This is a genomic window from Pseudomonas sp. C27(2019) (assembly GCF_008807395.1).
Lineage (GTDB): Bacteria > Pseudomonadota > Gammaproteobacteria > Pseudomonadales > Pseudomonadaceae > Denitrificimonas.
The window spans coordinates 1,387,872-1,409,100 of record NZ_CP043320.1 but is presented as its reverse complement, the minus strand read 5'-3'; the positions used below and the strand labels follow the sequence as shown (position 1 = coordinate 1,409,100).

Below are 21,229 nucleotides of genomic sequence, written 5' to 3'. Positions count from 1 at the left end.
CATGAAGTGGAGCAGTGCTTTACGCGTACCACTGAACACAAACCTTGAGGCATTTTTGCAGTTGTTGCTACAACTGGGCATCGGCCATCGCGTTACCGAAGATCAAGGTGAGCAAGTGCTATGGGTTGGCAGTGATGCGCATGCAGAACAGGTACGTGAACTTTTCCAGCAATTTGAGGCAGGCCAGTTGTCGCCTGAGGTTGTGCAGCATAGCCGCGCGCCGGTTAGCGCTTATAAAATACCTGGTTTTACCCAGCAGTTGCGTAATAGCCCAATCACCACGGCGGTGTTGTTGGCCTGTTTAATCGTTGCTGCAATCACGCAACTGGGTGACAGTTTAGATACGGTGCGTTGGTTCACCTTTAATGACTTTCGCATCCAAGGTGACTATGTTTACTTTGCTACGTTAGAGCACGGACTCGAACAGGGACAGTGGTGGCGTTTATGGTCACCAATGCTGCTGCATTTTGGGTTTTTGCATCTGGCGATGAATATGCTGTGGTATTGGGAGCTGGGACGGCGCATAGAGTATCAGCAGGGCTGGTTGTTTCTGTTGCTGCTGACCCTAACTTCGGCTTTAGTCTCCAACGTCAGTCAATTTATATTTTCTGATGCTGCTTTGTTTGGCGGTTTATCTGGTGTGCTTTATGCCGTGCTCGGGCACTGCTGGATTTATCAGCGCATTTATCCGCGAGCCAGTTATGCGCTACCCAGTGGCGTTGTGGCTATGATGCTGATTTGGCTGCTGCTATGCTTGTTTGGCGTAGTGACCGCATTGGGTTTTGGGCAAATCGCCAACGCTGCACATGTCAGCGGTTTGTTGCTGGGTTGTTTGAGTGGTGCTGTGTTTGCGCTCAGCGCACGTCAACGTGCCGCTTAATGCCTTTTGTTTATTTTGTGTAGGAATGCCTTATGAAAAGTTTTTCTGATTTGATTCAAAAAATCACCCCTGAGACATACAAAACCCTAAAACTGGCCATGGAAATAGGCAAGTGGGGCGATGGTACCAAGCTGACCCAAGAACAAAAAGAGCTGACCATGCAGGCGATGATTGTTTGGGAGCAAAATAATCTGCCAGAAGAAGAGCGTACCGGCTACATGGGCGGGCAAGAGTGCGGCAAACAAGCCAAGAAGGCATTGTCTGAAACCGAGTCTGCACTGTTTGCACCAGCAGCGGGGACCCTGCACTGATGTTGGAATTAGGCCGTGGCGCCGTTAGCAAAATGCAGATCGCTTTAGATACTCCTGCACAATACAGTTTTCGTTTAGATGATGAGCAGCACGCGCTCAATCAGCTGATCGGGCAAACCTTACGTTTGGAGTTTTTGGGCCAGATCAATTGCACCCACTGCGATCGCTCAATTAAGAAAAGTTTTGCACAAGGCTATTGCTGGCCGTGCTTCAGCACGCTCGCACGTTGTGACAGCTGCATCATGAGCCCAGAAAAGTGCCACTTTGATGCCGGCACCTGCCGTGAACCTGAGTGGGCGCAAGATTTTTGTATGACTGACCACTTTGTTTATTTAGCCAACTCTACAGGGGTTAAAGTTGGGATTACTCGCGGCACGCAGCTGCCAACACGCTGGTTGGATCAAGGTGCGATTCAGGCTGTGCCAATTTATCGCGTAGCTACCCGTCAGCAATCAGGTTTTGTCGAAGATGCACTGCGCAGTCAAGTGGGGGATCGTACTAACTGGCGTGCGTTACTCAAAGGTGATGTGGAGCCGGTTGATTTGCTGCAGATCCGTGAACAGTTGCTGGAGAGCTGTGCTGAGTCATTAGATGCACTGCAACAGCGCTTTGGCTTGCAAGCGATTCAGCCTATTACCGACGTTGATGTCTTGGATATTTCTTATCCTGTTGAAGCCTATCCTAAGAAAATCAGCAGTTTTAATTTAGATAAAAATCCCATTGCTGAAGGAACTCTAATCGGTATCAAAGGCCAGTATTTATTGTTTGATACTGGGGTGATAAATATTCGTAAGTACACCGCTTATCAATTGTCGGTGAGTGTCAGCAGTAGCGTGCAGATATAAGTTTTATTCACAAGGTCAGTGAGTTTTTTAATCGAGGTTTTTTATGATGCGTACAGAACAACCGAAAATGATCGCACTAAGCGATTACCGCCTACCAGATTACCTGATTGATGAAACCCATTTGACCTTTGAATTGCATGAAAGCTATGCACTGGTGCATTCGCGTTTGCTGATGCAGCGCAATCCTGGGCTGGATAACAGCTTGCCGCCATTAGTGCTCGATGGTCAGCAACTTGAGCTGATTGATATTGAATTGGATGGTCAGCAACTGTCAGTGATCGACTACAAGCTCACGGAGAACAGTTTGCAGGTTCAGCCTAAGCAAAGGGCGTTTGAGTTGAGCACAACGGTGCGCATTGAACCACAAAAAAACACTGCGTTAGAAGGTCTGTATAAGTCTTCAGGTATGTTTTGCACCCAGTGCGAAGCCGAAGGTTTCCGCAAAATTACCTACTACCTCGACCGTCCTGATGTGATGAGCCGTTTCACCACGACTATCCATGCACAAAAGCACAGTTATCCAATTTTGCTATCCAATGGTAACCCTATTGCTGAAGGTGAAGATGACGATGGACGTCATTGGGTGACGTGGGAAGATCCCTTTAAAAAACCTGCCTACTTGTTCGCCATAGTGGCGGGTGACCTGTGGTGTGTTGAAGACACCTTTACCACTAAGAGTGGCCGTGAAGTTGTGCTGCGCATGTATGTTGAGCCTGAAAATTTGGATAAGTGCCAGCATGGTATGGACAGCCTGAAAAAAGCCATGCGCTGGGATGAAGAAAAATATGGCCGTGAATACGACTTAGATATCTTTATGATCGTGGCGGTCAATGATTTCAATATGGGCGCAATGGAAAATAAAGGTTTGAATATTTTTAACTCCAGCTGTGTTCTAGCCAAAGCCGAAAGCGCCACCGATGCTGCACATCAGCGTATTGAAAGCATTGTTGCGCATGAATACTTCCATAACTGGTCAGGTAACCGCGTTACTTGCCGTGATTGGTTTCAGTTATCACTTAAAGAGGGTTTTACTGTCTTTCGTGATAGCCAGTTTTCTGCGGATATGAACTCGGCTGTGGTTAAGCGCATTGAAGATGTGGCGTATTTGCGCACCCATCAGTTTGCTGAAGATGCCGGCCCCATGGCGCATCCGGTGCGTCCAGAGCAGTATATGGAGATTTCTAATTTCTATACGCTGACTATTTATGAGAAAGGCGCAGAAGTGGTGCGTATGCTGCACACCTTGCTCGGCGAAGAGACCTTTCGTAAAGGTTCGGATTTGTATTTTGAGCGCCATGATGGTCAAGCCGTCACCTGTGATGACTTTATTGCGGCAATGGAAAGCGCCAGCGGTATGGACCTAACTCAATTTAAGCGCTGGTACAGCCAGGCGGGTACACCGCAATTGGCGGTCAGCGACAGTTATGATGCGGCCACTCAGACCTACCAGCTGACGGTTAAACAAAGCTGCCCTGATACTCCGGGACAAACTAACAAGCTCCCGTTTGTGATTCCTTTGAGTATGGCGCTGCTTAATCAGCAGGGTGAGGCAATGCCATTACAGTTTGAGGACGAAAGTGTTGCGATCGCTGATGAGCGTGTGTTATCGGTCACTGCAGCAGAGCAAACCTTTACCTTTATCAATGTTGCAGAGCAGCCTCTGCCATCTTTGCTGCGCGGGTTTTCTGCGCCCGTGGTGTTGGACTACGACTACAGCCGCGACCAGTTGGTGTTTTTATTGCAGCACGACACCGATGGCTTTAATCGTTGGGAAGCAGGCCAGCAATTATCACTGCAAGTGATTGAAGAGGTAGTAGGGCAGATTTACGAAACTGATGAGCCGATGATGGATAGCCGTCTAGTGGCTGTTTTTACTGCGCTGCTGGAGCAAGACGATTTAGACCCAGCGATGCTGGCTGAGATTATAACCCTGCCAAGTGTGGGCTATATTATTGAGCAATATGAGCAGGCTGACCCATTAGCCATTCACCAAGCCCGTGAATATGTCAGCGACCAGCTTGCTTATGCTTTAAAAGAACCCATGCTGGCGCGTTATCAAGTATTGCGCAAAGAGTCTTTAGATACCCCTTATGTCGCGCAAGCCAGCGACATTGCTCGCCGCCGTTTGCAAAATATATTGCTGGCATACCTGATACGCACTGATGATCTAGACATCTTAGATGAATGTGTAGATCAGTTTGGTGTGGCTGACAATATGACTGAGCGTTTGGCTGCGTTGGCCTGCTTAGTAAATTCGCCATTTACCGAGGAAGCAGAGCATGCTCTAGAAAGCTTTTCTGAGCGCTTCGAAGATGATCCGTTAGTGATGGATCAGTGGTTTAGCGTGCAAGCAGCAGCGACATTACCGGGTGGCTTGCAGCGTGTGCAGCACTTGCTTGCGCATCCAGCTTTCAGCATTAAAAACCCCAATAAAGTGCGCGCAGTTATCGGCGCGTTTAGCACGCAAAACACACCAAATTTCCATGCCCATGATGGCTCAGGCTATGCGTTCTTAGCGGATAAAGTGATTGAGCTGGATGCATTAAACCCGCAAATAGCAGCACGCATCATCACGCCACTGACCCGTTGGCAGCGTTATGATTTGCACCAGCAAGAGTTAATGCTGGCGCAGCTTAAGCGCATTAAAAACAGTGGTGACTTGTCAGTTGATCTGTTTGAAGTGTTGGAGAAAAGCTTATCGGCTTAGTTATAATGTGATGCTTTAGCTGTATGTTACCGCATGCTGCAAACGCATTGATTGTTACTTTTCGCTACGCGGCACTGTGCAATGCAGTGCCGCGTCCATATTAAGTTTGACTTTTCTCCTTCCGCGTCGCTGCATCTGCTTTGCAGTTCTAAAGTGACTGTCGAGTTCCAACAAAAAACACTCTTTTCCATGCTTTAAAAAGCCAAAATTTACAGATGACTAAAGAGTCTGAATAAGACCAATGAATCATTGCACAAATATATTTTAAAACGCCTGTTTTAGATATGTTGGCATCATGGTTGCTGTGTATTCTCTTTGTGGCCAAGTGGACGTGGGGGGACTGCCACTGGACTTCACTTTGTATGCGCGTCTGTATGCAGCCTATGCTCAAAACACCACACAGCTGGTGTTACCTTTGTTTTATCGCGGGGAATAATAAAATGCTTAAAAAGCACAGTTTATTGGTTGTCTTTTTTTTAACACTCTACGCAAATCATAGCGTTGCGGCGGTGACAGAGGCCGAAGCTGCACAATTGGGGCGTACACTGATGCCCTTGGGTGGTGAGCTTGCCGGCAATGCCGCTGGAACTATCCCTGCCTGGCAAGGTGGCCTGACAACGGCACCGGCCGGCTATGAAGTCGGGCAGCATCATGTTGATCCGTTCGCTAACGACAAGCGATTATTCACCATTACTAAAGCCAATCTAAACCAATACAAAGATAATTTGTCCGCAGGTCAGATTGCTTTATTTAATAGCTACCCTGACACCTATCAAATCCCTGTTTACCCGAGCCGCCGTACAGCCTCTGCTCCGCAGTGGGTCTATGACAATGCCCAATATAATGCGCTTAATGCACGACTGGACAATAATGGCAGCAGCTTCTCCAATGCTAAAGGTGCTATTCCTTTTCCCGTGACAGACAGTGCTGTGGAAATGTTGTGGAATCATATTGCGCGCTACCGTGGAGTGTATGGCATACGCAATGCTTCAGAGGCAGTCGTACAACGCAATGGCTCATATTCATTGGTTGCTGCCCAGCAACAAATTGTATTTAAGTTTTACCAGAATCAAGGGCAGACCAATCAAGACAATAATTTGTTATTTTATTACCTGTCATTTGTTAAAAGCCCAGCACGCTTAGCTGGTGGTGCAGTGCTGGTGCATGAGACTTTGGATCAAACAAAAAACATGCGGCAAGCATGGGCCTATAACGCGGGCCAACGCCGTGTACGTCGAGCGCCTAACCTGTCTTATGATGCACCGATTGCCGCATCTGAAGGCATTCGCACTGCAGACAGTACAGATATGTATAACGGCAGCCCAGACCGTTATGACTGGACAGTAATCGGCAAGAAAGAAATCTATATTCCGTACAACAATTACAAAATTACACACCCCAGTGTGAGCTACCAAGAATTACTGCAAGCGGGGCATATTAATCCTGAGTTCACTCGCAATGAGCTGCATCGTGTTTGGGTGATTGAAGGCACGCTGCGTGACGGCTCGCGCCATGTTTACGCAAAGCGTCGATTCTATCTTGATGAAGACAGCTGGAACATTGTGATAGCCGATGAATACGATAGTCGTGGCGAGTTGTGGAAAGTCTCGATGGCCTACTTAAAAAACTATTATGAGGTGCCGACCACATGGACAGCACTGGACGTTTTTCATGATTTACAAGGACGCCGTTACCATGTGCAAAATCTTGATAATGAAGAAGATGCGACAATCGACTTCAGCCTAGCAGTGCCTGATGACAGTTACTTTAAGCCTGCAGCGCTGCGCAGGCGCGGTGTTCGCTAGCGCTTCAAGTCAAAAAGCCGTGCCTCCTGTACGGCTTTGTTGTGTTATATGGCGAGCTTTACAATACTTAACAAAACAACAATGAATAATGATTGCGAGTACAGGTCCTATTTCATAGGATTAAAGCGTATAACTATGGCCTGGACAGGCACGTAACGATAAAAATAACAGGAACTCTATATGCATGAATCCTTATCTAAAAGAGCTGGCACGCACCGATACCTCTGCAGTCCATTACGCAGTTGTGCCCGTGTGTTGAAAGCACTTCCAGTGTGTGCAGCTTTATTGTTTTCAAGCATGTATGCATTACCGCTTGCAGCGCAAACAGAAGGTGTCGCTGCACCAGCGTATTCGATTGAATCAACCGCAGCATCATCAAGACTGCTGTTGGATGTGGTGCGTGCAGGAGAGCGTTTAATTACCGTTGGTGATCGCGGTCATATTTTATATTCAGATGATGAGGGGCAGCAGTGGCTGCAAGCCCGCGTGCCGACTCAACAGTTACTGACAGCAGTGTATTTTGTAGATGACCGCTATGGCTGGGCAGTGGGTCATGATGCGCTTATTTTAGCAACGCGTGACGGTGGTGCGACTTGGGCGCGCCAATACGATGACCTTGAGCATGAAGCGCCTTTACTTGATATTTGGTTCAAAGACCGTAATCACGGCTATGCAGTTGGCGCATATGGCATGTTGCTAGAAACCTTTGATGGCGGCAATGACTGGCAGCGCATTGATGAGCGTATTGATAACGAAGACGGTTTTCACTTAAACGCCATCAGCGCAGTCGGCGATGCTGGTATTTTTATTGTAGGTGAAATGGGTCTAATGTTTCGCTCAGTTGACTGGGGGCAGTCATGGGAAACGATTGAGGGCCCATACCAAGGCTCATTGTTCGGTATTGTTGCAGGACAGCAGCCTCGGCATCTTCTCGTCTTTGGTTTGCGTGGACACATTTTCCGCTCAACAGATTTTGCTGAAAGTTGGGACGAAGTTAAGGTGCAAACTGATAGTGGTCAATTGGAGTATGGCTTGGCCAATGGCAGCTTACTCGACAATGGTGATGTCCTGATTGTTGGACACAGCGGAACTGTATTGCGCAGTACAGATGCAGGATTAAGTTTTAGTGTTTCCAATCGCGCTGACCGCGCTTCATTAACGGGTGTGATAGCAGGTGCCCAGGGTGGATTGATTCTAGTGGGTCAAAACGGCATTCATCTAACCGATGCAAACGGCAACGATTTGCACGCTAAATAATAAGACTGGAGACTGTCAGAATGACATCTAAAGCTAGAAACAATCCAGCCGCAGTGCTTGAGCGTTTGATTTTTAATAACCGCCCAGCGGTTATTGTAATTTGTGTATTGATCAGTGCTTTCTTATTTTGGAATGCGGCACAAGTGCGTCCCGAAACCAGCTTTGAGAAAATGATTCCGCTTAAGCACCCCTATATTGAGAAAATGCTTGAGCATCGTAACGATCTAGCCAACCTTGGTAATAGCGTGCGAATCTCTGTCGAGAGTGTTGATGGCGATATTTTCAACAAAGAGTATATGGAGACTCTGCGTCAAATCAGTGATGAGGCGTTTTATATTGCCGGTGTTGATCGCTCAGGTTTGCGCTCTTTATGGAGCCCAAACGTGCGTTGGACTGAAGTCACCGAACAAGGCTTTGCCGGCGGTGAGGTGATTCCGCAAACCTATGATGGCTCGGACGAGAGCCTTGAAGAGCTACGCAATAACATTCTTAAGTCAGGACAGGTTGGCCGCCTAGTGGGCAACAACTTCAAATCAAGCATAGTTGAAATTCCATTGCTTGAAACCTTCCCAGATCCGGACGACCAGAGCAAGCTGCTGAAACTAGACTACCAGGCGTTTTCACACCGGTTAGAAGAAAATATCCGTGATAAATACCAGCTGCAAAACCCCAATGTAAAAATTCATATCGTTGGTTTTGCAAAAAAAGTTGGTGATTTAATTGATGGATTATTTAACGTTGCCCTGTTTTTTATGGTAGCAATCGGCATCACCTTTGCTCTGTTATTTTGGTTTACCAAGTGTATAAAGAGCACCATAGCGGTGTTGTTTGCAACCTTGGTAGCGGTGGGGTGGCAGTTGGGTCTGTTGCACCTGATGGGCTTCGGACTTGATCCATACTCAATGCTGGTGCCGTTCTTAGTCTTTGCCATCGGTATCTCGCATGGTGTGCAAAAAATTAACGGCATCGCCATGGCCTCAAATACAGCACTGGATTCGCTTACAGCTGCACGTATGGCGTTTCGTCAGTTATTTGTTCCAGGCTTGGTTGCTCTGTCGTCGGATGCGGTGGGTTTTATTACCTTGCTACTGATTGATATTGGCGTAATTCGTGAGTTGGCGATTGGTGCGTCGGTTGGTGTGGCTGTGATTATTCTGACCAACCTAATCTTTTTGCCGGTGTTGATTTCTTATGTTGGTATCAGTAAAAAAGCTGTGCAGGTGAGCCGAGATAATGCCGCGCGGGACAATCCTTTGTGGCGCCTTATTTCTAATTTTGCCAGCCCAAAAGTTGCGCCAGTTTCGGTTACCATCGCCATTTGTGCGCTGGTGTTTGGTGTTTGGTATGGTCAGAATCTAAAAATTGGTGACTTGGATCAGGGCGCGCCGGAGCTGCATGCTGACTCGCGTTATAATCTGGACAATGACTTTGTTATCAACAATTACTCGACCAGCTCCGATGTGTTAGTGGTTATGGTGAAAACGCCAACTGAAGGCTGCTCAAGTTACGGTGCGCTTACAGCCATGGATGATTTGAGCTGGCGTATGGAAAACACCCCAGGTGTGCAATCGGTGGTGTCGATGGTCACAGTCTCTAAGCAAGTGATTAAAGGCATGAACGAGGGTAACTTGAAGTGGGAAACCTTATCGCGTAACCAGCATGTGTTGAATAACTCGATTGCGCGTGCTGATGCCTTGTACAACTCTGATTGCTCGTTAGCACCGTTATTGGTGTTCCTCGAGGATCATAAGGCAGAAACACTAACTACGGCGGTTGCTGCGGTTGAAGACTTTGCCGCTAAGAACAACACCGATGAGTATCAGTTCTTATTGGCCGCAGGCAATGCGGGTATTGAAGCGGCCACCAATGATGTCATCGCCGCATCAGAAACAATGATGCTCATTGCAGTCTACAGTGCAGTGATTATGATGTGCTTGATCACCTTCCGTTCAATCACTGCCACTGCTTGTATCGTTATTCCTCTTATGCTGACGTCAGTATTGGGTAACGCACTAATGGCGTGGATGGGAATTGGAGTTAAAGTCGCTACTTTGCCGGTGATTGCTTTAGGCGTGGGTATCGGTGTTGACTACGGCATCTACATCTACAGTCGTTTAGAGGCGTTCTTGCGCATGGGTATGCCGTTGCAAGAGGCTTATTACCAAACGCTAAAGTCGACAGGTAAGGCGGTGCTCTTTACGGGTGTGTGCTTGGCCATTGGTGTTGCCACTTGGATATTCTCAGCGATTAAGTTCCAGGCGGATATGGGCTTGATGCTGACCTTTATGTTCCTGTGGAACATGTTTGGTGCGATCTGGCTACTGCCGGCCTTAGCCCGCTTCTTAATTAAGCCTGAGCGCCTGCGCCAAGCTTAAGCAATGACTATGCCGGCACCTCCTCGCTGTCGGCATAGTGGGATGCAAAACGCTAAAATGCTTGTAAACAATCACTCACACTAAGCTTGCTGTCTGCGCTTTATTTTTGACGAGTTCAATATGACGGGTGAACCTCAGTGCTTTGTACTTGCTGACTTGAGGAAGCATTCAAGTATCTATTGGTCGCGCTGGCTACCTGTATACAGGCTTGCAGAAAGGGGCTTGCTGTAACTGGAAAAGGGCTTGCAAGTAGGGCGGCTGGATAAAGGGCAGGGGGAGGTTAAGAGCAGTGTGGTGTTTAAGATGGCTTGAAAGGGCCAGAGTCCACTGCCTAGGTACAGTGGACGCATCGACAAGGAGTAATGGCTCAGCTAATGTCCAAAATCTCACCCGTGTTGCTAAAAGCTAAAAAGCTGCCAATGCTACCGGCTTGAATCGCTTGCACCATCATTTGTAAGGGTTGTTCAGCCTGATCAGAGTTCGGTGCGATACCGGCACGACCTGACAGACTGCTAGCAAATACCACATCCCAATCTTGCCCCGTTTTTTTTGATTCTTCCAATAGCGCTGTAAAACTACTGATTTCTTCAGGGCTTTTATCAACACAGACCACGGGCGTTAAGGTTCCGCCCATGCCCTGTTCAAAGTTTGCTTTTTCTTGCTCAGTGGCGTCCTCTGGTAATTCTGCTTTGGTAAAAACAAAGAGAAGTAACTGAGGTTCTGCCTGTGAGTTTGCAGCCTGTAACAGGTCATCAAAGCTTGAAATAGTCATGCATGCTCTCTAAATTTATGAATACAGGAAGGCAACCGGTTAACCGCCACTGGCGTTCATAAAACGCACAATTTGCACATCACCGTCACTGCTGAAATGGTGTTTTTCAGGCTTATTGCCCAAGGCTTTTTGAATACTGGCCAGTACTGGCTCATTGGTTAAAGGATAGCGGCGTAGCAGGGCGAGCAAATCCAGTGAATGCTCATTACCTAAGCAGAGTAAAAGCTTGCCTTCAACGGTAATACGCACACGATTGCATGTGCTGCAAAAATTGTGGCTGTGCGGTGAGATAAAGCCAATTCGTGTGTTTTTGTAATCTTTTAAATGCATATAGCGTGCTGGACCGCCAGTACTATCACTGCTATTGAGCAGCGCATAGCGCGCAGCAATGCTATCACGCACTTGATCGCTGCTAAACAGTTCTCGTGAGCGGCCAACGTGCCCCAAGGGCATTTCTTCAATAAACGTAATATCTACTTGGTTTTCGATGGCGTAATCAGTTAACGCTAAAATTTCATCATCGTTGTGGCCTTGGATGATCACACTGTTGATTTTTAAATTCTTAAATCCGGCAGCGCGTGCAGCTTGAATGCCATCCAAAACCTGATGAAGATCACCAATACGCGTCATGGCCTTAAATTTATCAGGGCATAACGAATCTAGACTGATATTCAGGCGCTTTACTCCAGCATCGGCAAGGGGTTGTGCGTATTTGCGCAACTGCGAGCCATTAGTGGTCATCACTAACTCATCTAAGCCTGGAATAGCACTGATTTTCTCACACAGGCCAACGATGCCCTTGCGAGTTAAAGGCTCGCCGCCAGTTAGGCGTATTTTACGTACGCCATTGGCGACGAACAGTTCAGCACAGCGCTCAATTTCTTCAAGAGTCAAAATACGCTGACGTGGTAGAAACGTCATGTCCTCAGCCATGCAATAGATACAGCGGAAATCACAACGGTCAGTCACCGATAAACGCACGTAATCTATTTTACGACCAAAACCATCAATCAATGCTGAAGACATGACATCACTCCCAATCTAAGTTATTGCACAAGCGGTGAAGCCGCACCCTGCAATGTTATGCCCTCGATTGTAGCCCCTCCAACCAACATTTGCAGGTATTGAGTGACGCTTTTTTGCCAAACGCGCTGGCTTAGTTGCGCAGCAATGCGCTCCTTGACCATATGGAAAGGCACAAGCTCACCCTCAACCCGCTGTTCAACCAATACAATGTGGTAACCGTAGCGTGATTCGATCGGCTGTTCTGCTAAGCCAAGTGGCAAACGCAAGAGTTGACGTTCGAACTCTGGCACGGTTTGCCCTTTTGAGAGCTGTCCTAAGGAACCTTGCTGCTCTTTTGAAGGGCAGGATGAGTGTGTCATCGCCATTGCTGAAAAATCAGCACCGTCTTGCAATTGTTGAATGATATTTAAAGCGACTTCACGCTGTGTGCTGCGCTCTAGATCATCCTCAGGATCAGCTGCGATTAAAATATGCTTAGCCGACACCAGTGGCGGTGTGGTAAAGCTTCGCGGATTACGAGTGTAGAAGGTTTCTAACTCTGTATCGCCAATCTCTGGCGTACTGATCTCTTGCTCAAGCAAGCAGCGTGTTGTTGCTTCTTCTAGGGTTTCAGCATCTTTAGCTGTGACTTCAAGATTGATTTCGGCAGCGCGCTGCTTTAACAACTCTTGCAGAACTAAGGCTTGCGCCGCTAGAAACACCACCTCACGCTGTGAGTCAGCAGGGTGGTATTGCATCTCCTGAGCAATAGCCGTGCTGCTGATTTCGATACCATTGACGCGCACGATCGGCAAATCTTGATTACTGGTAGCAATCAATAAAGGCGATGCGGCGTCAGTGGGTGTTACGGATGCTGCGTGAGCAGCATCCGTAAACAAAGGTGTAGATGAATGAGTCATAACAGCACCCCTTAACTTTTTTGACGAACAATTTGGTAGCGACGTCCAAGGTACCAGATCGGTGCGCTAGCAATGTGCACTAAACGGGTAAACGGAAATAACACAAACAAAGTGACGCCAAGGAATACGTGCAGTTTGTAGATGATGCTAACTGACGAAATGGCTTCAGCAGCTTTCATCGGCTGGAATGTAACAATGCTTTGCGCCCAGTTACCGAGCAGCACCATCACTGATCCATCTAAGTGCTGTGTTGAAGCAAAAATAGTCAGCAAACCAAGGATCAACTGCGCCAGCAGAACAAACAAAATCATAATGTCTGAGGTGCTGGAACTGGCACGAATACGTGGATTGTTTAAGCGACGCTGAATCAGCATAACCAAACCAATCAAGCAAAGAATGCCAAAGAAGCCGCCGGATACTATTGCCAACATTTGTTTATTTGCTGTGCTGATAAAAGGGCTGTAAACCGCATGCGGTACAAGCAAGCCAACAAAGTGACCCGCGAGAATAAAGATAATCCCCACGTGAAATAAGTTGCTGGCTAAACGCATGCCTTTGTTGTCGAGCATTTGACTGGAGCCTGCGCGCCAGGTGTATTGCGATAAATCAAAGCGTGCCCAGCTGCCAATCAAGCAGACCGCTAGCGCGATATACGGGTATACGCCAAATATTAAAAGGTTGAAATTAGACATATTGTTCTCCTACACTTTTTTAGCAGCGGTAGCGTCATGGGCGAAGTCGACCCAATGCAGCGGAACAGCCGATTCTTCACGAGGTTTATGCTTAGCAGTACTGCCTGTGCTGACACCGCAACTGGCTGTTTGACTGCCGTCCATAAAGGTTACGGCTTCCTCTTCCCAGAGGGCGTCAAGCGCTTCGAGGCTGTCGTCATAGACTTCTTGACTGACTTGATCACGCACTTGCTCAATCGCTTCTTCTGGTTCAAAGCCAGCGATTTGTAAGAGCGCTCTAAAGCACGCGGCATAGGCGCTTGGTTGTTCTTCCAAGCGCGCAGCCAAGACTGCTAATAAGTGCTCAACATCCGCTAAACCCGCGCGAGCGGTAGCCTCGTCACAGTACGACAAATATTCCAGATACAGAGGAATATAGTCTGGCAGTTCTTTAACGCCGATATCAAAACCGTCATTTTCATACTGTGCCATTAAGTCGACCATGGCTTGGCCACGATCTCTTGACTCACCATGAACATGCTCAAACAGCAGCAAAGACAAGTGACGTCCACGATTAAACAAGCTGACATACGCTTCTTGAGCGTCCATCAAGTCTTGCCCTGTCAGTTCATCAAGTAGCGCCTGAACAGCATGGCGCTGTTCAGGACTGATGACACGAGTTGCTGCAATCGCTGCAGCCAACTCGTCACGTGCATCAAACACAACTTGTGAAGGGTAATCGGTCAGCAGTGAGATGACCTTTAGGATTTGCATGCTTAGTCCTCCCACACTTGTACAGTTTTCATCACCTCACGCTTGGTGTGTTTCTTACCACCAAACATATTGGCTGTGTCTTCACCGCCACCACAGCCGTTACCGAAGCTAAAGCCACAACCATTGCGCTCGGCAAAGGCATCGCTCAATGCTTCTTCGCGGTGTGCTGTCGGAATGACAAAGCGGTCTTCATAGTCAGCAATCGCTAAGTAGCGGTACATTTCATCCGCTTGCGCTTTGCTTAAACCCACTTCTTCAAGGGCAGTGAGGTCTTCAACGCCATCCACATGCTCTGCACGCTTGTACACGCGCATGGCCAGTAGACGTTTAAGAGCTAACTTAACCGGCTTCTCATCGCCCGCGGTGAGCAGGTTGGCAAGGTAGCGCAGTGGAATACGCAAGCTGTCAACGTCTGGAATGACACCGTTCATCTCGATTTTTCCGCTCTCAGCAGCGTTTTGAATCGGTGACAGTGGTGGCACGTACCAAACCATTGGCAAGGTGCGGTATTCCGGGTGCAGTGGTAATGCCAGTTTCCAATCAACTGCTAATTTATAGACAGGTGATTTCTGCGCAGCAGTGATCACTGAGTCCGGTATACCCGCTTTACGTGCTTCGGCGATGACCTTTGGATCATTGGGATCCAAGAACATTTCTAGTTGCTTTGGATACAGGTCATGCTCATTGGGTGTGCTAGCCACTTCATGAATTTTATCTGCGTCATACAACAGAACGCCAAGGTAACGAATACGACCGACGCAGGTTTCAGAACAAACCGTTGGCATACCCGCTTCAATACGTGGATAGCAGAAAATACATTTTTCAGATTTTCCGGTTTTCCAGTTGTAGTAGATCTTTTTGTATGGGCAACCACTGATGCACATGCGCCAGCCGCGGCACTTATCTTGGTCAATCAAGACAATACCGTCTTCTTCACGCTTATAGATCGCACCGCTTGGGCAGGCGGCTGCGCACGTTGGGTTGAGGCAGTGCTCACACAAACGCGGCAAGTACATCATAAAGGTGTTTTCGTATTCGCCGTAAATATCCGCTTGGATACTGTCAAAGTTTTTATCTTTGCGACGTTTAGCGAATTCCGTACCAAGAATCTCTTCCCAGTTTGGACCCCATTCGATCTTTTCCATGCGCTTGCCGCTAATCAGCGAGCGAGGGCGAGCAACCGGCTGGTGCGCCACTTCTGGCGCGGTGTGCAGGTGCTGGTAGTCAAAATCGAACGGCTCATAGTAGTCGTCAATTTCAGGCAAATCAGGGTTAGCGAAGATATTCGCTAACACGCGGAATTTGCCGCCGATTCTCGGACGAATAGAACCATCGCTGTTACGTACCCAGCCACCTTTCCATTTGTTTTGATTTTCCCATTCTTTGGGGTAGCCAATACCGGGTTTGGTTTCGACGTTATTGAACCAGGCGTATTCCATACCTTCACGGCTGGTCCAAACGTTTTTACATGTGACTGAACAGGTGTGGCATCCGATGCACTTATCGAGGTTCAGCACCATGGCAACTTGTGAGCGAATCTTCATGGCGGTTCTCCTTAAAGACCTTGTGGTAATGGCTGTGGAAGATCATCGGTATCTGAGCCATCTAGCCAATCGACTTTGCTCATTTTACGTACGACAACAAACTCATCACGGTTACAACCTACGGTGCCGTAGTAGTTGAAGCCGTAAGATTGTTGCGCGTAAGAACCAATCATATGGGTTGGTTTTAACACGACACGGGTAACCGAGTTGTGGTGACCACCACGGGTTTTGGTTGTTTCAGAACCCGGTACGTTAACGATACGCTCTTGGGCGTGGTACATCATCACCATGCCTTCTTTGACGCGCTGGCTGACCACCGCACGCGCGGTGAGGGCACCGTTAGCGTTAAAGCACTCAACCCAGTCGTTATCTTCAATACCGGCTTTACGTGCATCAATTTCAGATAGCCAAATAATTGGACCACCACGACTTAATGTCAGCATCAACAGGTTATCGGTATAGGTACTGTGAATACCCCACTTTTGGTGCGGTGTAATCCAGTTCAAGACAATCTCGGTGTTACCGTTGCTGTGCTTGTTTTTCACCTGATCAATGGTGCGTGTGTTAATTGGCGGGCGATAGCTCATCAGCTGTTCACCAAATGCTTGCATCCATGGGTGATCCTGATAAAACTGCTGACGACCCGTGATGGTGCGCCATGGAATCATCTCATGCACGTTGGTGTAGCCGGCGTTGTAACTCACATGCTCATCTTCAAGTCCGGACCAGGTTGGGCTGGAAATGATTTTGCGTGGCTGCACTTGGATGTCTTTAAAACGAATCGCTTCGTGCTCTTTACCAACAGCAAGGTGTGAGTGGTCACGACCGGTAAACTCAGACAAAGCTGCCCAAGCTTTTACAGCAACATGGCCATTGGTTTCAGGTGCCAGCGATAAAACAACTTCACAGGCATCAATCGCTGAGTCAATTTGTGGGCGTCCTTTGCTCACGCCTTCGTCCAGTACTTCTTTATTCAGCTGACCTAAGAAGGTCACTTCATCGTCGGTGTTCCAGCCAATACCTTTACCACCGTTACCCAGCGAGTTCATTAATGGACCCAACGAGGTGAACATTTTGTAGGTGTTCGGGAAGTCACGCTCAACCACAACTAGGTTTGGTGCGTTTTTACCCGGCACTAATGGTTCGCCAGAGGATTTCCAGTCAGTACCGCCGTAAGGCTGTGCTAACTCGCCTGGACTGTCGTGCTGAGTTGGAATGGTGACGATATCGTGCTCAACGCCAAGATGACCTTCAGTCAGCTCGGAGAATCGCTTGGCCACACCTTTGAAAATATCCCAGTCAGATCTGGATTCCCACGCAGGATCAATCGCTGCTGACAGCGGGTGAATGATTGGGTGCATATCCGAGGTGTTCATATCATCTTTTTCGTACCAGGTTGCGGTCGGTAAGACGATGTCAGAATACACGCACGTGGATGACATACGGAAGTCCAAGGTGGTGACGAGGTCAACCTTGCCAATCGCAGCGTCTTCAGCCCACTCAATCTCAGTAGGTTTGTAACCTGCTGCGCCTGCATCTTCGTTCATTACACCGTGCCTTGGTGTACCGAGCAGGTACTTGAGCATGTATTCATGCCCTTTACCGGAAGAGCCCAGCAGGTTTGAACGCCAGATAAACATATTACGCGGGAAGTTTGCTGGGTTGTCAGGCTGCTCACAGGCAAAGCGCAAAGAACCGTCTTGCAGTGATTTAACCACGTAGTCAGGAGCTGTCATGCCCGCTGCTTTTGCTTCACGGCAGATCTCTAGTGGGTTGCGGTTCAATTGTGGTGCGCTAGGTAGCCAGCCGCCACGTTCTGCTTGCACGTTGTAATCCAGCGCATGTTGCGGGAACTTAGATTTATCCGCAATTGGCGAAAGAATCTCATGCATGTCCATTTTTTCATGGCGCCATTGCGAGCTATGGTTATAGAAGAAGCTGGTACCGTTCATTTGACGCGGTGGACGGCTCCAGTCCAAACCAAAGGCCAGAGGTAGCCAGCCAGTTTGTGGACGCAGTTTTTCTTGACCCACATAGTGTGCCCAGCCACCACCACTTTGGCCGACACAACCACACATGATCAGCATATTGATCAGGCCGCGGTAGTTCATATCCATGTGGTACCAGTGGTTCATCGCCGCACCGACGATGATCATTGATTTACCTTTGGTTTTGTCGGCGTTATCGGCAAACTCACGGGCAACCTGGATAACTTTCTCGCGGCTTACACCGGTGATCGCTTCTTGCCACGCCGGTGTACCTGGAATGTCGGCTTGGTCGTAGCTGCTGGCAACGTTTTCACCACCTAGACCACGGTCAATCCCTAAACCTGCTGCACTGATATCAAATACCGTGGCAACGCGGGCTTTGCTACCGTCAGCTAATGTTAGCTCGCGGCTTGGTACGCGACGGAACTGTACGCCTTCACCTTCAACGTGTTGGAAGTGATCATGCAAGTCGCCACCAAAGTAGGGGAATGCGACTTCTACAGCATTGCCTTCATCGATCAGGGATAGCTGCAACTCAACGTCTTTGCCGTTGGTGCCTTCACGGGCTTCAATGTTCCACTTGCCCTTCTCATTCCAGCGGTAACCAATTGAACCCAGCGGTGAAACCAGCTCTTTAGACAGGCTGTCAAGTGCAATGGTTTTCCACTCAGGGTTGTTTTCTTGACCAAGGTTGCCGTTCAGGTCAGCAGCGCGTAAGAAACGTGTCGGCTTAAAGCCATCTTCATATTCTTCGAGCATCACCAGCATTGGGAAGTCGGAGTAGCGACGTACATAATCAGTAAAGTACGCACTTGGTTTTTCCAAGTGGAATTCTTTAAAGATGACGTGACAGAACGCTTGTGCTAGGGCCGCATCGGTACCTTGCTTAGGGTTGAGCCATAAGTCAGTGAGCTTAGCTACTTCGGAGTAGTCAGGGGTCACTGAAACAGTTTTGGCGCCCTTGTAACGTACTTCAGTGAAGAAGTGCGCATCGGGGGTACGTGTTTGCGGCACGTTAGAGCCCCAAGCAATAATGTAGTTGGAGTTGTACCAGTCTGCGGACTCTGGAACGTCGGTTTGCTCGCCCCACACCATAGGTGAAGCAGGTGGCAAGTCACAGTACCAGTCATAGAAGCTCAAGCACACGCCGCCCATTAAAGACAGGTAACGTGAACCAGCAGCGTAGCTGACCATTGACATCGCAGGGATTGGTGAGAAACCTATAACGCGGTCCGGGCCATATGCCTTGGTGGTGTAGACGTTTGCCGCAGCGATGATTTCATTGACTTCGTCCCAGTTAGAACGAATAAAGCCACCTAGGCCACGCTTGCTTTTGTACGAGCGTGCTTTAGCAGGGTCTTCAACAATGCTTTCCCACGCGTCAACTGGCGCTAAGGATTTACGCGCGTCACGCCACAGCTGCAGTAAAGCTTTACGCACTTTCGGGTACTTAACTCGGTTGGCACTGTAGATGTACCAGCTATAACTGGCACCACGAGGGCAACCGCGCGGCTCGTGGTTAGGCAGGCCAGGGCGGGTACGCGGGTAGTCAGTCTGCTGAGTTTCCCAGGTGATGAGTCCATTTTTGACATAGATTTTCCATGAGCATGAGCCCGTACAGTTCACCCCATGCGTGGAGCGAACGATCTTGTCATACTGCCAACGGGCGCGATATCCGTCTTCCCAGTCACGGGACTCTTTACGGGTTTCGCCATGGCCATCAGCAAATTCACCTTGTTTTCTTTTTAAAAAATGCAGTTGGTCTAAAATGCGACTCATAGTTTTTTTCCTCTTGTAAAACTGCTGGGCACTGACGCCCAGCAGCTGCATGCACGCATGTGTCGGTTACTAAAACTCATCATAACTTGCCAGCTTTTTGATCAGCTGCGAGCTCAAGGTCCACTGATGAAACAATATATTCTTCGGCAAACGCACCTTCAGGCTCTTTAAGCCAGAAGAAGCAGGCAACAAAGCTTAAGAATGCACCTGCAGCGATTACGAAAAAGAACTGTGAAGGTGTAACAAAGGTGTACAGCGTTAAGTAACACACTGCACCAACGTTACCGTATGCGCCGGCCATCCCTGAAATCTGTCCAGTGAGACGACGCTTGATTGATGGCAGGATACCGAAGGTTGCGCCTTCTGCACCTTGCACAAACACCGAACACAAAATAGTGATCGCAACCGCAATAAAGAGCGGTAATGTGCTATTCATTAAGCCCATCAAGGTAAAGCCAATAGCAATACCAATCATGTAAGCCAGCATTACAAAACGACGGTTACCAAAACGGTCAGAGACCAATCCACCAATCGGGCGAGCAATCAAATTCACGAAAGCAAATGATGCGGCGATCATTCCGGCGGTAGTGGCTGTGAGCCCCCATGTCATTTCAAAGAACATCGGTAGCATTGAAACAACTGCCAGCTCTGCACCAAAGTTAGCAAAATAGGTGGAGTTCAGCGCGGCAACCGAGTTGAAGTCATACTTATCATCTTCAGGTACACCCTTGCGCAAAATAGGTAGGTTGACCCTGAGAATCTGGACGATTTGATAAGACACGATCAGTGCGATTACGCCATGAAATACCCAAGCCAAGCCTGCATCGATATAGCCCATGTTTTCAACGCGCCAGACCAGCAGCGACAACACACCAACCATTGGAATGGTCCAGATAATCAGCTTGATCATGTCAGACCACGTGCTGACTTCTAGAGCACTTACTTTACGGGGCTTGTGATGCACAGTACCGGCAGGGCCATCGGTGATCGCAAACCAGTAAAACACGCCATAAAGCGCCATCAGGATTGCTGTACTGGCAATTGCGTAGCGCCAGCCATCATCACCGCCAAAAACGTTCAAAGCGATCATTGGTAAGGTCATGGCAGCGGCAGCGGAACCGAAGTTACCCCAACCGGCATAGAAGCCTTCTGCAAAACCAATATCACGTGGCCTAAACCACATCGCAGTCATGTGGATACCGACCACAAAGCTGGCACCAATAGAGCTGAGCACCAAGCGCGACACCAACAGCTGTGTACGTGTTTCACCAAAGGCGAAAGCAATTGCAGGAATCGCCATAACCACCATTAGCACTGAGAACACGCGACGCGGGCCCCACTTATCTAGAGCCATACCGACTAAGATACGTGCTGGAATCGTCAGTGCCACGTTGGCGATGGCAAACAGGCGCAGATCATCGCTGGTCAGCCAGCCCACGCTTTTCAGCATGCTGGTTGCCAGTGGTGCCATGTTAAACCACACAAAGAAGCAGATATAGAATGCAATCCACGTTAAGTGCAGTGCTCTAATCTCGGGCTTTTTGTAGCGGAACAGATCAGAAACTTTCATATTAGCGCTCCGTCATCCATACAATA

15 protein-coding genes are annotated in these 21,229 nt (G+C 48.4%); 7 read left to right on the top strand and 8 right to left on the bottom strand.

Features of this window, described 5'->3' with window-relative positions; translation table 11 throughout:
- Position 1: 1 nt before the first annotated feature.
- The 7 genes from FXF61_RS06440 to FXF61_RS06410 all read left to right on the top strand — a co-directional run bounded on the left by FXF61_RS06440 (position 2) and on the right by FXF61_RS06410 (position 10,180).
- Entirely contained in the window at positions 2-880 is an 879-nt protein-coding gene (locus tag FXF61_RS06440) for a rhomboid family intramembrane serine protease (RefSeq protein WP_151184495.1), read from the top strand.
- 32 nt (positions 881-912) lie between these two features.
- A complete protein-coding gene (locus FXF61_RS06435) occupies positions 913-1,191 on the top strand; it encodes a YeaC family protein (RefSeq protein ID WP_151184494.1) in 279 nt (92 codons plus the stop codon).
- Positions 1,191-2,036, top strand: coding sequence for a DUF2797 domain-containing protein (locus FXF61_RS06430; protein ID WP_151184493.1), 846 nt, complete (start codon positions 1,191-1,193; stop codon positions 2,034-2,036). The genes FXF61_RS06435 and FXF61_RS06430 overlap by 1 nt, the downstream gene beginning before the upstream one ends.
- 46 nt (positions 2,037-2,082) lie before the next feature.
- Positions 2,083-4,743 carry an aminopeptidase N gene (gene pepN / locus FXF61_RS06425; protein ID WP_151186023.1) on the top strand — a complete coding sequence of 887 codons (2,661 nt, stop codon included), beginning with the start codon at positions 2,083-2,085 and terminating at the stop codon, positions 4,741-4,743.
- A 440-nt stretch (positions 4,744-5,183) separates the two neighbouring features.
- Positions 5,184-6,548: a DUF1329 domain-containing protein gene (locus tag FXF61_RS06420; protein WP_151184492.1), complete on the top strand. Its 1,365-nt coding sequence runs from the start codon at positions 5,184-5,186 to the stop codon at positions 6,546-6,548.
- Positions 6,549-6,728: 180 nt separating this feature from the next.
- The gene (locus FXF61_RS06415) at positions 6,729-7,805 is read left to right on the top strand and encodes a YCF48-related protein (protein WP_151184491.1); all 1,077 of its coding nucleotides are present in this window, start codon (positions 6,729-6,731) and stop codon (positions 7,803-7,805) included.
- A gap of 20 nt (positions 7,806-7,825) precedes the next feature.
- Positions 7,826-10,180: an RND family transporter gene (locus tag FXF61_RS06410; RefSeq protein ID WP_151184490.1), complete on the top strand. Its 2,355-nt coding sequence runs from the start codon at positions 7,826-7,828 to the stop codon at positions 10,178-10,180.
- Between the two features lie 367 nt (positions 10,181-10,547).
- Here the strand turns inward: FXF61_RS06410 and FXF61_RS06405 are convergent, their stop codons facing one another.
- The 8 genes from FXF61_RS06405 to FXF61_RS06370 form a co-directional block, all read right to left on the bottom strand.
- On the bottom strand, positions 10,548-10,952 hold the full coding sequence (locus FXF61_RS06405; RefSeq protein WP_151184489.1) for a ribonucleotide reductase subunit alpha: 405 nt from the start codon (positions 10,950-10,952) through the stop codon (positions 10,548-10,550).
- 39 nt (positions 10,953-10,991) lie between these two features.
- Positions 10,992-11,978 (bottom strand): GTP 3',8-cyclase MoaA, encoded by a 987-nt coding sequence (gene moaA, locus FXF61_RS06400; protein ID WP_151184488.1) that lies wholly within the window; start codon positions 11,976-11,978, stop codon positions 10,992-10,994.
- Between the two features lie 20 nt (positions 11,979-11,998).
- Positions 11,999-12,877 carry a peptidylprolyl isomerase gene (locus tag FXF61_RS06395; protein WP_151184487.1) on the bottom strand — a complete coding sequence of 293 codons (879 nt, stop codon included), beginning with the start codon at positions 12,875-12,877 and terminating at the stop codon, positions 11,999-12,001.
- A gap of 11 nt (positions 12,878-12,888) precedes the next feature.
- Positions 12,889-13,569: a respiratory nitrate reductase subunit gamma gene (gene narI / locus FXF61_RS06390; protein WP_151184486.1), complete on the bottom strand. Its 681-nt coding sequence runs from the start codon at positions 13,567-13,569 to the stop codon at positions 12,889-12,891.
- Between the two features lie 9 nt (positions 13,570-13,578).
- Positions 13,579-14,322, bottom strand: coding sequence for a nitrate reductase molybdenum cofactor assembly chaperone (gene narJ / locus FXF61_RS06385; protein ID WP_151184485.1), 744 nt, complete (start codon positions 14,320-14,322; stop codon positions 13,579-13,581).
- A gap of 2 nt (positions 14,323-14,324) precedes the next feature.
- A complete protein-coding gene (narH, locus tag FXF61_RS06380) occupies positions 14,325-15,866 on the bottom strand; it encodes a nitrate reductase subunit beta (RefSeq protein WP_151184484.1) in 1,542 nt (513 codons plus the stop codon).
- An 11-nt stretch (positions 15,867-15,877) separates the two neighbouring features.
- The gene (locus FXF61_RS06375; RefSeq protein ID WP_151184483.1) at positions 15,878-19,633 is read right to left on the bottom strand and encodes a nitrate reductase subunit alpha; all 3,756 of its coding nucleotides are present in this window, start codon (positions 19,631-19,633) and stop codon (positions 15,878-15,880) included.
- A gap of 79 nt (positions 19,634-19,712) precedes the next feature.
- Positions 19,713-21,203 (bottom strand): MFS transporter, encoded by a 1,491-nt coding sequence (locus tag FXF61_RS06370; RefSeq protein ID WP_151184482.1) that lies wholly within the window; start codon positions 21,201-21,203, stop codon positions 19,713-19,715.
- Positions 21,204-21,229: the final 26 nt, after the last annotated feature.

Excerpts from the sequence above, each read along its gene's own strand:
- FXF61_RS06410 (WP_151184490.1), top strand. The coding sequence starts at position 7,826 with ATGACATCTAAAGCTAGAAACAATCCAGCCGCAGTGCTTGAGCGTTTG.
- FXF61_RS06395 (WP_151184487.1), bottom strand. The coding sequence starts at position 12,877 with ATGACTCATTCATCTACACCTTTGTTTACGGATGCTGCTCACGCAGCA.
- FXF61_RS06405 (WP_151184489.1), bottom strand. The coding sequence starts at position 10,952 with ATGACTATTTCAAGCTTTGATGACCTGTTACAGGCTGCAAACTCACAG.
- FXF61_RS06435 (WP_151184494.1), top strand. The coding sequence starts at position 913 with ATGAAAAGTTTTTCTGATTTGATTCAAAAAATCACCCCTGAGACATAC.
- narH (WP_151184484.1), bottom strand. The coding sequence starts at position 15,866 with ATGAAGATTCGCTCACAAGTTGCCATGGTGCTGAACCTCGATAAGTGC.
- FXF61_RS06370 (WP_151184482.1), bottom strand. The coding sequence starts at position 21,203 with ATGAAAGTTTCTGATCTGTTCCGCTACAAAAAGCCCGAGATTAGAGCA.
- FXF61_RS06440 (WP_151184495.1), top strand. The coding sequence starts at position 2 with ATGAAGTGGAGCAGTGCTTTACGCGTACCACTGAACACAAACCTTGAG.
- FXF61_RS06420 (WP_151184492.1), top strand. The coding sequence starts at position 5,184 with ATGCTTAAAAAGCACAGTTTATTGGTTGTCTTTTTTTTAACACTCTAC.
- narJ (WP_151184485.1), bottom strand. The coding sequence starts at position 14,322 with ATGCAAATCCTAAAGGTCATCTCACTGCTGACCGATTACCCTTCACAA.
- FXF61_RS06415 (WP_151184491.1), top strand. The coding sequence starts at position 6,729 with ATGCATGAATCCTTATCTAAAAGAGCTGGCACGCACCGATACCTCTGC.
- FXF61_RS06375 (WP_151184483.1), bottom strand. The coding sequence starts at position 19,633 with ATGAGTCGCATTTTAGACCAACTGCATTTTTTAAAAAGAAAACAAGGT.
- FXF61_RS06430 (WP_151184493.1), top strand. The coding sequence starts at position 1,191 with ATGTTGGAATTAGGCCGTGGCGCCGTTAGCAAAATGCAGATCGCTTTA.
- pepN (WP_151186023.1), top strand. The coding sequence starts at position 2,083 with ATGCGTACAGAACAACCGAAAATGATCGCACTAAGCGATTACCGCCTA.
- moaA (WP_151184488.1), bottom strand. The coding sequence starts at position 11,978 with ATGTCTTCAGCATTGATTGATGGTTTTGGTCGTAAAATAGATTACGTG.
- narI (WP_151184486.1), bottom strand. The coding sequence starts at position 13,569 with ATGTCTAATTTCAACCTTTTAATATTTGGCGTATACCCGTATATCGCG.